The sequence below is a fragment of the Algoriphagus aurantiacus genome (assembly GCF_035156405.1).
GTDB classification, from domain to species: domain Bacteria; phylum Bacteroidota; class Bacteroidia; order Cytophagales; family Cyclobacteriaceae; genus Algoriphagus; species Algoriphagus aurantiacus.
On the sequence record NZ_JAXRUT010000035.1, the window covers coordinates 39,836 to 50,777 of the forward strand.

Consider the following 10,942-nt stretch of genomic DNA (forward strand, 5'->3'; position numbering starts at 1 on the left):
GTCAAGTCCAAATATAGTAATTGCCTTTGCCCTAACCATGAAAGATCTCAAGAAGCCTCTTCTAGCACCAGCATTAAGTTCGGAAGACTTTTATTTCAATGATCAAGGACTGATGGTTTTCACCAAAAAATATCACTTAAAACGCGGGTATTGCTGTGGGAGTGGGTGCAAACACTGTCCCTTCCCAAAAGCCTGAGATAAAAGGGAATATTTTTGAAATGCTTTGTTGCAAATCCCCGAAAAGTTCCGATATTTGCAGACTCATTACAGAAACGGATACAATTTACTATACATTACCATGGCAAAAGTTTGTGACATTACCGGAAAAAGACCTCGAGTAGGTAACAACGTCTCCCATGCAAACAACAAAACTAAGCGTAGGTTCTACCCAAATCTTCATAAGAAGACGTTCTACGTTCCAGAAGAGGATGCATGGATCACTTTGAAAGTTTGTACTAAGGCATTGAAGACTATCAATAAGAAAGGTATCACTGCGGTTTTGAAAGAAGCTCAGGATAACGGGATGATTGTAATCAGATAATCAAGGTCACGACCCTTAAATCAATACAAAGATGGCTAAGAAAGGCAATAGAGTACAAGTGATTATGGAATGCACGGAGCATAAAGCTTCTGGCTTGCCAGGTACTTCAAGATACATCACTACCAAGAATAGAAAAAATACTACTGAAAGATTGGAATTGAAAAAATTCAACCCAATCATGAAGAAAGTAACTGTTCATAAAGAAATTAAGTAATCTAGCTCGGAAGCAATTCCGTTAAAACAACAAGACCATGGCTAAGAAAGTAGTAGCAACCCTTAAAAAAGAAGGTGGCGTGTCTTACGCCAAAGTAATCAAAGCGGTAAGATCTGAGAAGACTGGCGCTTATACCTTCAGAGAAGAAATGGTTCCTTCCCCTTTGGTACAGGAAACCTTGAAAAAATAAGTTGCGAATCGCAACATAAGGCATTCTAGTCCCTCTGTCCATCGGTCAGCAGGGACTTTTTCGTTATATTCCAATTTTAAAACGCACAAGCATGGGAATCTTTGGTTTCTTTTCAAAAGACAAGAAAGAAAGCCTCGATCAAGGCCTTCAGAAATCAAGCGAAAATATTTTTACAAAACTCAGTAAAGCCGTAGTAGGCAAGTCCAAAGTTGACGACGAGGTTCTGGATGAATTGGAAGAAATTCTGATCACTTCTGATGTGGGTGTAGATACCACTATCAAAGTCATCCGACGAATTGAAGAACGAGTCGCAAGGGACAAATATGTCAATACGGCCGAACTAGACGTTATTTTGAAAGAAGAAATTGAAAATCTTCTCAAAGAAAATAACTCACAAGATCTGCTGGATTTTGATTTACCCGAGGGTAAAAAACCCTATGTGATCATGGTAGTAGGCGTAAATGGGGTGGGTAAAACAACCACCATAGGCAAACTTGCTAATCTTTTCCAGTCAGCTGGAAAGTCCGTGATATTAGGAGCTGCAGATACATTTAGAGCAGCTGCTGTCGAACAGCTGATTCTCTGGGGCGAAAGAGTCGGTGTACCAGTGGTTTCCCACGGCATGAATACAGATCCTGCATCCGTTGCATTTGATGCGGTAAAGCAAGGAGTAGATACAAATGCCGACGTGGTAATTATCGATACTGCAGGCCGACTTCACACCAAAGTGAATCTCATGAATGAGCTTGGAAAAATCAAACGTGTCATGCAGAAATTTATCCCGGATGCTCCTCATGAAATCCTATTGGTATTGGATGGGTCCACTGGGCAAAATGCATTTATTCAGGCTAAAGAATTTACTAAAGTGACAGAAATCACATCACTTGCCATCACTAAACTTGATGGAACAGCCAAAGGCGGAGTAGTAATCGGCATCTCAGACCAATTTAAAATTCCTGTCAAATACATTGGAGTAGGCGAAAAGATGACAGACTTACAGATTTTCAACCGAAAAGAGTTTGTAGATTCCCTCTTCACGAAGAAATAAAAAACCATATTTAATTAGATACCCCGACCACCATCGGGGTATTTTTTTTTTGCAAAATTTGAACTTTAATCAAACTTTAGCGTAATTTAGTATGATATCATTTTAACATCATACTAATATGGAAAAAGTAACAAAGCCTATGTCAGGATATTTCATGATCCTGTTTGTTCTTGGACTTATCATTTTTGCGGTAGCACTTTTTATTCAGCAAACAATGATAGCAGTCGGTATTTTATCAACGGTGGTGGCCTTGATCTGCCTTGGTGGGTTTTTCATTGTGGAACCAAACAAATCAATGGTTCTGCTACTCTTTGGTGATTACAAAGGAAGTGTGAAAGCAAATGGATTTTACTGGGTTAACCCTTTTATGACTAAGAAAAAAATATCACTTCGGGTGAGAAACTTTGAAAACAAACCTGTGAAGGTCAATGACAAGATCGGCAATCCAGTCATGATAGGTACCATTGTCGTCTGGCAGGTGGAAGACACATTCAAAGCTACTTTTGATGTAGATGACTACGAAAACTTTGTCCATTTACAATCTGATGCAGCAATTAGAAAAATGGCTGGACTCTATCCCTATGATAATTTCGAGGCAGAAGAAGCAGAAATCACATTGAGGTCTGGGGTTGAGGATGTAAACCATTCCCTAGAGCAAGAGATCAGCGAACGCCTTCATCATGCGGGAATTAGGGTGATTGAAGCGAGAATATCACATCTCGCCTATTCTTCGGAAATCGCTTCCGCTATGCTGCAAAGACAACAAGCCACTGCTATCGTAGCTGCTCGACAGAAGATAGTAGAAGGCGCAGTCGGAATGGTAGAAATGGCTTTGGCAGATCTTAAACTCAAAGAAATCATAGAATTTGACGATGAGAAAAAAGCGGTGATGGTATCCAACCTAATGGTAGTCCTTTGCTCGGACAAGAGCGCCAGCCCTGTGCTTAATGTCGGAACATTAAATCAATAGCAAAAATGGCCAATCGGATTTTCAAAGAAAGCCAAACTTACCTAGGCAGCTGGGTCATGTATGCAATCATCTTAACCGAGTTGCCAATACTGATATTATTGATTGTATTATATGCCACTTCTGATGACAAACATGAAATGGCAATTGCCCTGGGTGTAGTTCTAGGTACAATGGTTTTGATTTTCGGTTTAATTTTCAATCTGAAATTGGAGACTCGAATCGACAGAGACAGTGTTTCCTTCAGATATTTCCCATTCATTCTAAAATGGAGACAATTTCCAAAAGAAGTAGTTAAATCCTACGAAGTGATCAAGTATAGTCCAATCACAGATTATGGCGGATGGGGATTTAAGGGTAACAGAACCACCAGAGCATACTCTGTGCTCGGTGATGAAGGTCTTCTTTTGGATGTAGGAGAAAAGAAAAAAATATTGATAGGAACAATGAAGTCTAAAGAATTAGCGGACTTTATGGAAAACTGGATGGAGAAATAAGTTATGCCTAAGAAAAAAGCATTTGCACTACGGCTGGATGAGAATATGATGAAAGCGCTGGAAAAATGGGCAGCTGAAGAGTTCCGTAGTACCAATGGCCAACTCGAATGGATCATCCGAGAATCTCTAAAAAAAGCAGGACGCTTACCTAAAAGAGATAGGTCAGAGCCCGACTCAGAATAAACTATTAGCAGAATTGAGCGTTTACCTTTAAACAAATAACAGATAAAATCACCAAAACTATGAAAAAGTTAATAGTTGCAATATTTCTACTAGGCGGAATGACTCATCTGTCTTCCACTGAAGCTATAGCCCAAGAAGTAAGTATTACCGAGGTAAATACCAAGGTTCAAGAAAAAGTCGAAAAGGCAGAAGCAAAGCTTGAAAAGTACCGAGAAGACCATAAGAAAGCTTTAGAAAAACGTCGAGACTTAAGGGAAGGTTTTGAAAAGGATAATTCCGCAGGCAAGCTTTCTCCAAATGACATAGAGAAAGTCACCAAGAAAATTGATAAGCACTCTAAATCAATAGAGAAGCTAGAGAAAAAGATGGGGAAACTGGAAGAGTTCATCAACGAAAACTCCTAGAGAAGCGCTAATGCGCTAGTCCATTTCAGGAACATAAAGCAATTCTTCCTTTTCGAAGTCATATAGAGTGAGCGATCTCAGTTCATAATAGGCCATCCAAAAATCCCGCAGTGATGTGTAAAAGGCTCTTTTATTAGAGTCTTTTTCATTTTGGGCAATATTGAGATTGGTTATAGTAACATTGCCTGTCTGATATCTTTTAAGCGCAATATCGTATCGTCGCTGGGCTACATCGTCAGCTACTTTTGTGACATTTAATCGCTGCTTGATCATCAGGAAGTTTTTTGCCATCGTGAAAATTTCTTGCTCAAAATTGATCAGCTCCTGCTCTACTGTATAATTAACCAATTCCTGATTTGCCATTGCCATTGACATACTGGCTTTATTTCTTCCCCAGTCCAAGATAGGAATCGAAAAACCAAGGCTTACTAACGCCTGAGTATTGGGATTCTGATAGAGATCGGGGAAATTAAATGCAGCATTATTGTACCCATACCTAGCATTCAGTTGAACTTGGAATCGTTGTCCTTTTGCTTGGGCCACTTGTGATTCTGCTTCTATTTTTTGTCGATCATACTCAACTGCTTCTGCTCTATTTTGAAATGCCAGGTCAATTGCTTGTTCTACATTCACATCAAACTCTGGGATATTAATTGGGGAAACAAGATTGAGCTTAGAAGTCTGATTCAAGCCAATGAAAGAATTCATAGCAAATGCAGCACTTTCTAAGGAAAGCTGGGCCTCTGCCATCGCCTGTTGTGCATTAAGTACCGTTAATTCAACTTGCAAAAGATCATCTTCTGGCGTTATTCCTCGCTCATTTCTCCTCTTTTCAATCTCAAAAATATCTTCGGTATTCTTGAGATTTGTGGTTGCAATCTCAAAATTGACTTGTGCAGTCAAGTACTCAAAATACAATTGTGTGACGTATATTGAAACCTCCTCCATCTCTTGCACATATGCACGCTTACTCTCTTCATACAGTAGCGGTTCAATCATTTTATCCCACTTATACTGATTGTATGCGAAAATTGGCTGCTGCAAAGCCACATTTACTGGCACTCCTGAATACCTTGTCTGCGGCTCACCTGGATTAGAAAGAAAATTATCAAATCTGTTAGTTGATGTATTGACCGAAATTATTCCCCCGGTTAGTCCTATCACCTGTTCTAGTCCCAAACCCAAATCCATCAAATTTTGCTTCACAGGGAGAAAAGCAATCGAACCGTCTGGCTGCGTGATATTATTGAACGATTGGGAATATTGAGGAATTGTACCTGAAATTCGCAACTGAGGATTATAATTTGATTTGAACCGTCTATACTGCCAATAGCGGTTCTCTCTCTGGGTTTTTGCACGAAGAGCCGCGGGTGAATTATCCTTAGCCTGTTGTACCAGCTCTTTTAAGGTAAAAGTTAGCGTTTCTTGAGCATCAGCAAATCCGACAGTCGCACCTAAAATAGGTAGTATAGAAAGAACTTTAATAAAAAGTATTCTTCTGAGGTTCATATAGGCAATTTTTAGAATTGAAAAAGGAAAACTATTCACATCAACTAAAATACTGATTGATTTCCCACAAACAAGAAACTTATTGCGTTTCAAATCCTAAAAAATCTAAAAAGGCAAAATTTTCACTTTTCCTACGCTCCTTTTCACCCAATGAGTAACTTGCGAACTGATTAATATCATCGATGAAATCCATTATCAGTTTTGTTATTCGCTACATACCTAGACCGTTATTACAGCGAATAAGTCCTTTTGTGATGAAAGTCTTTGCACAGATGAATTCTGGCAAGGATGTATCCTGCCCAGTTTGTGAGCATAGTTATAAGAAATTTTTGCCATATGGACGAATTGCAAGGCCAAATGCACTTTGCCCAAATTGCTTGTCTCTTGAACGTCATCGATTGATGTGGCTTTACCTTAAGGAAAAAACAGAATTTTTTACAGCCCCACTTCGAGTGTTGCATGTAGCACCAGAGCATTGTTTTATTGAGCGGTTTGAAGCCTTAACAAACTTAGACTACATCACCGCAGACATTGAATCACCTCTAGCAAAAGTAAAAATGGATGTACACGATATTCCATTTCCTGAAAATAGTTTTGACGTCGTCTTTTGCAACCATGTCTTGGAGCATGTAGAAGATGACTTAAGAGCCTGTGCTGAGTTCAATCGTGTATTGAAACCAAGTGGTTGGGGGATACTCCAGTCACCTGTATACCCTATCGAAAAAACCTTAGAGGACAAGAATATCACTGATGCTTCAGAACGGGAACGTGTCTTTGGACAGCGAGACCATGTGCGCAAGTTTGGAAAAGACTATACAGAGCGCCTTAGAAAATCAGGAATACTGATCGAAGAGAATTTATTTGTGAAAGCCCTATCTCCTGAAATAGTAAAGCAAAATGCACTTCCCGCTGAAGAGGTGATCTTTGTATGTAGAAAGGGGAATTAACCTTTGACCAATTTTCTAAAAAGCTCTAATGGCAATCCGATGCCATATGACCAAAGTTGGGCGATAGAAGTGATCCAACTCAAAAATCCAACTTTCGCAGATTTATATTGAATCGCTGACGAGAGTAATACACATGTGCTCCAGATTAAAAACAGGATTGTTGTGAGTTGAAACAAGGGTTTATTCACAAAATAGAAAAGCGGAATAGTCAGGCAAAAAAGCAAAAAACCCGTAGGCAACCAATGAACAAGCTTGATAGCGCCAGGGTGAAACCTTGACACATTCACTCTATTTCTACCAAATGAAAATGCTTGCTCAGCAAATGTAAGAACTGTGTTTTTCCGCTTGTGATACACGAAAGCTTCTTCAACCAATTCAAGACGGAATCCTGCCTTCTTTATACGGATACTCCATTCGATATCCTCTCCCTGATTTGGATCTACAAAACCACCCGTGACCTCAAATACTTTTCGAGATACACCCATATTAAATCCACGGGCTTGATACTTAGATGGATCTTTCATTTTACCACGAATACCGCCCGTAGTCCAAAAGGATGTCATGGCAAAATCCATCGCTTTTTGCAAAGCAGAAAAATCATCATTAGCAGCATCTGGACCTCCAAAAGCATCAAGATTTCTACACTGGATGGCACTCGCGAGCTTACTTAAATAATCGGAAGGCAAAATCACATCAGAATCCAGCACGGCAAAAAAATCCCCTTCGGCGATTTTCATACCATTGTTTCTGGCAAATCCTTGCCCAGTGTTATTTTGAACTAAATATTGGATTGAAAGATCAGCTCTAAATCTTTCAATAATATCTCTAGAATCAATACTGGAACCGTCCTCGATCACTACAATTTCAAAATCCACATAGCTCTGTTTTATTAGGCTTTGTAGTAATTCGCATAACTCTTCAGGTCGATTATAAACCGGTATGATTACCGAAAACTTCATCAAAAGTCAAAGTTTATCTCTTCATCAATTTTATATTCTGTCTCCTTGGACTGATTGGAAGTCATCAATTCGGCAATAAATCCAGTCACGAATAACTGTACTCCGATAATCAAGGCAACCAATGCTAAAAAGAATAAAGGCTGCTCAGTGATTTCCCGTACTTTATGACCTTTACTTAATCCATAAACTTTTTCAAAAATCAACCAACAGGTAATAATAAAGCCTGTCAAAAAAGAAAAACTCCCTAAAAAACCGAAAAAATGCATGGGCTTCTTTTTATAGCGATGGACAAAAGAAACAGAGATTAAATCCAAAAACCCATTCAAGAAACGTTCAATTCCAAATTTAGAATACCCATATTTTCTTGCCTGATGCTGAACCACTTTTTCTCCTATTTTGCCAAATCCATTCCACTTGGCAAGTAAGGGGATGTATCTGTGCATCTCTCCATAGATCTGAATATTCTTTACAACCTTGAGACGGTAGGCTTTCAACCCACAATTAAAATCATGCAATCTGATGCCCGAGATCCATCGTGTCACCCCATTAAAAAAGCGGGAAGGGATAGTTTTGCCAATTGGGTCATGACGCTCTTTTTTCCAACCAGATACCACATCAAATTTCCCTTCAGTAACCATTACATACAATCCGGGGATTTCGTCTGGATTATCCTGTAGATCAGCATCCATAGTGATTACGACATCACCACATGCCTTTTTAAACCCCGCATCAAGCGCAGCTGACTTCCCATAGTTTCTGGTAAAATTGATTCCTTTCACCTCATTAGAATCATGAGATAGTGAATTAATAATACTCCATGAGTTGTCAGAACTACCATCATTTATAAAAATCAACTCATAAGAAAAGCCGTGATCATGCATGACACGGCTAATCCATTGAGTTAATTCAGGCAGTGACTCCTCTTCGTTAAATACAGGAACTACAACTGAAATTTGGGGCATAATTTAATAATCGAGAGACTTATCTTTTTTCTTTAAGATCGCTCCCAAAATTAAGGCAACTATTGCGTAAAAAATCAAAATAAAGCCAAAACCTTTTAATTGTCCGGTAACCGTAAAACCATCCAATGTCGCCTTTCGCATTTCTTCTAATTGCTCAGGCGGTAAGGAATCTGCAGAAGCACCAAATTTCTCCATTGTGTCCAATGTAGTTTGGAAAGTCTGATCCGCAAGTACTTGTGGAAGTGAAGGGTCTACTACCTGATAAAGAAGCATAAGACCGATTGTGCCTATCAAAGCTGAGATAACCAAAGAAATAAAACTAAAGTTAAAGGCACTACCAAATGACATGAAGCCTCCCCGTTCATTTCGATATTGAATACCAAAATAAATAACTAATGCCACCGCAATAGCCAGCGACACCAAGCCAAACCATCCTGATGCCAATAAAGATGAATCTACAAAATAAGCCAAAAAGGTAATAGCCAAAGACACTAAGCCAATTGTTAGCCCTGGCTTTATTGCTGCCTGAAAAGGGGATTGTTGTTCTTCCATGAGTTCGTTAGTTAGGATTTTTCCTCAAAATAATAGATATAATAATAGTAAAAAACAGACCAGGAATGATTTTCCACAACGCATCATTCAACGCTATGTCAAATGGAACCATATTTTTGATACTTTCCAAGGTCAAATCAAACGAACTTTCACCGACCTGGGCGATTATAGAGTCTTTGCTTTTTGCTAATACTTCAAGCTTAGAAAGTTTTATTTGATCAAATAAATCAGGATGTATTAGTAACAGAATCCATATGCCAACTAAAGAAATTACTGATTCTAACACATAGGTAACAAATCCTACCGACATGCCCTCTGCAAAAGATAAATAGCCATTATTGCTATACTCTTTGAAAAATTTGATGGCTAGAAAAATAGCGATCGGTGTAATAACATACCCAAATATCAGATTCAAATTAGTAGGATCTGGATATAAGAATGAAAGAGCGATAAAAGCAAGGATACTTAATACACCCGCTATACTTCCAAATTTGTAGGATGAACTAAAGTACTTATACATCCACTTCTATTAACTGACCTTTTTGAATCACATATTTTACCTGGCCTTTTAGAACTTTTCCATACCATGGTGAATTAGAAGAAAGAGATTTATTTGACTTTTCATTGTAAGTCCATTCGGCTTCTGGATCAAAAATTGTCCAAGACTGAGTTAATTCATGAGGCAGTAATTCCTTAGGTCCAGTCGTGATCTTTTCAATTAAAAGAGCCCAACCAAGTTCTTTTTCAAGTAAAATCATTGCTGGAAGAAATGTTTGTAAACCTACCATTCCAAAATTAGCCAGATCAAATTCCATAAACTTAGAATCTCGATCTTCTGGCTGATGATTACTTACCAATGCATCGATTGTTCCATCCTTGATACCTTCAATCAAAGCTTCTCTATCTAAATCCCCTCTGAAAGGTGGTAGTACTTTAAGATTTGGATCAAAATCCATTAAGTCTCCATCAGTGAAAAGCAATTGATAAATCGATACGTCCGCAGTTACATTAAGACCTTCAGCTTTTGCCTCTCTTATAAGATTTACTCCCTTTGCTGTATTGATTGTCTGAAAATGAACACGTCCCCCTGTATATCGAATGATTTCAAGATTTCTCTGAATTGCCACATCTTCTGCCAAATTTGGAATACCCTTCACCCCGAGCTTGGTAGAATTTTCTCCCTCGTGCATGTGCCCGAAAATGGCTAATAAAGGATCATAAGCATGGTCAAAGAGTACACCATTAAACTTTTGGAGATACTGAAGTATCTTCATATATCGGTCTCCATTTGCTAAAGGCTTCAACCCTTCTCCAAAAACAGAAACACCTGACTGATGATGCATATCAAGAATTTCGGTAAAATTTTCACCATCAGTATCCTTCGTTACTGCACCCTGAATCAAGAATTCAGGAGTATATCTTTTGGCTCGATTCAGCACAAAATCAACATCTCCTTTGGACTGAATAACTGGAAGAGTATTCGGCAAGATTACAGCTGCTGAAAAACCACTTGCGGTTAACGATTCAGCTAGGCTTTCAATAGACTCCTTATATTCCAGCCCTGGCTCCCCCATACCACACCTAAGATCAATCCAACCTGTTGATAATAGCCACCTAGATGCATTTATTTCCTGATCGGATTTTGATGTATTGCTAGCAGAAGCAAGCTTAAACTCTCCATTTTCAAAAACATAATCCTTTGATTCTTCTAAACCATCAGGATGAATAATACGGAGGCCTTTAAATAGAATAGACATTAAATTTACTTTGATGCAAAGCTGCAATAATATTCTAAAAATGAAAAATAGTATTACAAAATAAGGCTTTTATAAAACGCAAAAAGCCAGCTATAAAAGCTGGCTTTAGAATAAATGAGGCGGCGACCTACTCTCCCGGGTGTAACCCCAGTACCATCGGCGCTGCAGGGCTTAACTTCTCTGTTCGGGATGGGAAGAGGTGGGACCCCTGC

At 38.8% G+C, this 10,942-nt stretch carries 16 protein-coding genes and 1 rRNA gene; 10 read left to right on the forward strand and 7 right to left on the reverse strand.

The window, feature by feature from the left end:
- Positions 1-37: 37 nt before the first annotated feature.
- The 9 genes from SYJ56_RS23405 to SYJ56_RS23445 all read left to right on the forward strand — a co-directional run bounded on the left by SYJ56_RS23405 (position 38) and on the right by SYJ56_RS23445 (position 4,044).
- The gene (locus SYJ56_RS23405) at positions 38-196 is read left to right on the forward strand and encodes a DUF5522 domain-containing protein (RefSeq protein WP_323838499.1); all 159 of its coding nucleotides are present in this window, start codon (positions 38-40) and stop codon (positions 194-196) included.
- A gap of 102 nt (positions 197-298) precedes the next feature.
- Complete coding sequence (rpmB, locus tag SYJ56_RS23410; RefSeq protein ID WP_057939354.1) at positions 299-541, forward strand: 50S ribosomal protein L28; 243 nt, start codon at positions 299-301, stop codon at positions 539-541.
- A gap of 31 nt (positions 542-572) precedes the next feature.
- On the forward strand, positions 573-755 hold the full coding sequence (rpmG, locus tag SYJ56_RS23415; protein WP_057939355.1) for a 50S ribosomal protein L33: 183 nt from the start codon (positions 573-575) through the stop codon (positions 753-755).
- Positions 756-792: 37 nt separating this feature from the next.
- The gene (locus SYJ56_RS23420; protein ID WP_082632367.1) at positions 793-945 is read left to right on the forward strand and encodes a DUF4295 domain-containing protein; all 153 of its coding nucleotides are present in this window, start codon (positions 793-795) and stop codon (positions 943-945) included.
- A 91-nt stretch (positions 946-1,036) separates the two neighbouring features.
- Positions 1,037-1,993: a signal recognition particle-docking protein FtsY gene (gene ftsY, locus SYJ56_RS23425; RefSeq protein WP_323838506.1), complete on the forward strand. Its 957-nt coding sequence runs from the start codon at positions 1,037-1,039 to the stop codon at positions 1,991-1,993.
- A gap of 118 nt (positions 1,994-2,111) precedes the next feature.
- A complete protein-coding gene (locus tag SYJ56_RS23430) occupies positions 2,112-2,963 on the forward strand; it encodes an SPFH domain-containing protein (protein WP_323838508.1) in 852 nt (283 codons plus the stop codon).
- A gap of 5 nt (positions 2,964-2,968) precedes the next feature.
- Positions 2,969-3,457, forward strand: a complete 489-nt coding sequence (locus SYJ56_RS23435; protein WP_323838509.1) for a hypothetical protein — start codon at positions 2,969-2,971, stop codon at positions 3,455-3,457.
- 3 nt (positions 3,458-3,460) lie between these two features.
- Positions 3,461-3,640, forward strand: coding sequence for a type II toxin-antitoxin system antitoxin (locus tag SYJ56_RS23440; RefSeq protein WP_323838511.1), 180 nt, complete (start codon positions 3,461-3,463; stop codon positions 3,638-3,640).
- A 59-nt stretch (positions 3,641-3,699) separates the two neighbouring features.
- Positions 3,700-4,044: a hypothetical protein gene (locus SYJ56_RS23445; RefSeq protein WP_323838513.1), complete on the forward strand. Its 345-nt coding sequence runs from the start codon at positions 3,700-3,702 to the stop codon at positions 4,042-4,044.
- Positions 4,045-4,059: 15 nt separating this feature from the next.
- Here the strand turns inward: SYJ56_RS23445 and SYJ56_RS23450 are convergent, their stop codons facing one another.
- On the reverse strand, positions 4,060-5,553 hold the full coding sequence (locus tag SYJ56_RS23450; protein WP_323838515.1) for a TolC family protein: 1,494 nt from the start codon (positions 5,551-5,553) through the stop codon (positions 4,060-4,062).
- Between the two features lie 182 nt (positions 5,554-5,735).
- Here SYJ56_RS23450 and SYJ56_RS23455 point away from each other — a divergent pair, with 182 nt between their 5' ends.
- The gene (locus SYJ56_RS23455; protein ID WP_323838517.1) at positions 5,736-6,500 is read left to right on the forward strand and encodes a class I SAM-dependent methyltransferase; all 765 of its coding nucleotides are present in this window, start codon (positions 5,736-5,738) and stop codon (positions 6,498-6,500) included.
- Here the strand turns inward: SYJ56_RS23455 and SYJ56_RS23460 are convergent.
- From SYJ56_RS23460 to rrf, 6 genes are all read right to left on the reverse strand, one after another.
- A complete protein-coding gene (locus tag SYJ56_RS23460; RefSeq protein ID WP_323838519.1) occupies positions 6,497-7,459 on the reverse strand; it encodes a glycosyltransferase family 2 protein in 963 nt (320 codons plus the stop codon). The genes SYJ56_RS23455 and SYJ56_RS23460 overlap by 4 nt on opposite strands.
- Entirely contained in the window at positions 7,459-8,421 is a 963-nt protein-coding gene (locus tag SYJ56_RS23465) for a glycosyltransferase family 2 protein (protein WP_323838521.1), read from the reverse strand. Before SYJ56_RS23465 ends, SYJ56_RS23460 begins: the two co-directional genes overlap by 1 nt.
- Positions 8,422-8,424: 3 nt before the next feature.
- On the reverse strand, positions 8,425-8,973 hold the full coding sequence (locus SYJ56_RS23470; protein ID WP_323838523.1) for a DUF4199 domain-containing protein: 549 nt from the start codon (positions 8,971-8,973) through the stop codon (positions 8,425-8,427).
- A 7-nt stretch (positions 8,974-8,980) separates the two neighbouring features.
- Positions 8,981-9,493 carry a DUF4199 domain-containing protein gene (locus tag SYJ56_RS23475; protein WP_323838524.1) on the reverse strand — a complete coding sequence of 171 codons (513 nt, stop codon included), beginning with the start codon at positions 9,491-9,493 and terminating at the stop codon, positions 8,981-8,983.
- Entirely contained in the window at positions 9,486-10,730 is a 1,245-nt protein-coding gene (locus SYJ56_RS23480; protein WP_323838525.1) for a dihydroorotase, read from the reverse strand. Before SYJ56_RS23480 ends, SYJ56_RS23475 begins: the two co-directional genes overlap by 8 nt.
- A gap of 114 nt (positions 10,731-10,844) precedes the next feature.
- Positions 10,845-10,942, reverse strand: a 5S ribosomal RNA gene (gene rrf / locus SYJ56_RS23485); the annotation flags it as partial.

What these genes read in the sequence shown, in the direction of transcription:
- SYJ56_RS23405 (WP_323838499.1), top strand. Translation starts at nt 38, where the DNA reads ATGAAAGATCTCAAGAAGCCTCTTCTAGCACCAGCATTAAGTTCGGAA.
- rpmB (WP_057939354.1), top strand. Translation starts at nt 299, where the DNA reads ATGGCAAAAGTTTGTGACATTACCGGAAAAAGACCTCGAGTAGGTAAC.
- rpmG (WP_057939355.1), top strand. Translation starts at nt 573, where the DNA reads ATGGCTAAGAAAGGCAATAGAGTACAAGTGATTATGGAATGCACGGAG.
- SYJ56_RS23420 (WP_082632367.1), top strand. Translation starts at nt 793, where the DNA reads ATGGCTAAGAAAGTAGTAGCAACCCTTAAAAAAGAAGGTGGCGTGTCT.
- ftsY (WP_323838506.1), top strand. Translation starts at nt 1,037, where the DNA reads ATGGGAATCTTTGGTTTCTTTTCAAAAGACAAGAAAGAAAGCCTCGAT.
- SYJ56_RS23430 (WP_323838508.1), top strand. Translation starts at nt 2,112, where the DNA reads ATGGAAAAAGTAACAAAGCCTATGTCAGGATATTTCATGATCCTGTTT.
- SYJ56_RS23435 (WP_323838509.1), top strand. Translation starts at nt 2,969, where the DNA reads ATGGCCAATCGGATTTTCAAAGAAAGCCAAACTTACCTAGGCAGCTGG.
- SYJ56_RS23440 (WP_323838511.1), top strand. Translation starts at nt 3,461, where the DNA reads ATGCCTAAGAAAAAAGCATTTGCACTACGGCTGGATGAGAATATGATG.
- SYJ56_RS23445 (WP_323838513.1), top strand. Translation starts at nt 3,700, where the DNA reads ATGAAAAAGTTAATAGTTGCAATATTTCTACTAGGCGGAATGACTCAT.
- SYJ56_RS23450 (WP_323838515.1), bottom strand. Translation starts at nt 5,553, where the DNA reads ATGAACCTCAGAAGAATACTTTTTATTAAAGTTCTTTCTATACTACCT.
- SYJ56_RS23455 (WP_323838517.1), top strand. Translation starts at nt 5,736, where the DNA reads ATGAAATCCATTATCAGTTTTGTTATTCGCTACATACCTAGACCGTTA.
- SYJ56_RS23460 (WP_323838519.1), bottom strand. Translation starts at nt 7,459, where the DNA reads ATGAAGTTTTCGGTAATCATACCGGTTTATAATCGACCTGAAGAGTTA.
- SYJ56_RS23465 (WP_323838521.1), bottom strand. Translation starts at nt 8,421, where the DNA reads ATGCCCCAAATTTCAGTTGTAGTTCCTGTATTTAACGAAGAGGAGTCA.
- SYJ56_RS23470 (WP_323838523.1), bottom strand. Translation starts at nt 8,973, where the DNA reads ATGGAAGAACAACAATCCCCTTTTCAGGCAGCAATAAAGCCAGGGCTA.
- SYJ56_RS23475 (WP_323838524.1), bottom strand. Translation starts at nt 9,493, where the DNA reads ATGTATAAGTACTTTAGTTCATCCTACAAATTTGGAAGTATAGCGGGT.
- SYJ56_RS23480 (WP_323838525.1), bottom strand. Translation starts at nt 10,730, where the DNA reads ATGTCTATTCTATTTAAAGGCCTCCGTATTATTCATCCTGATGGTTTA.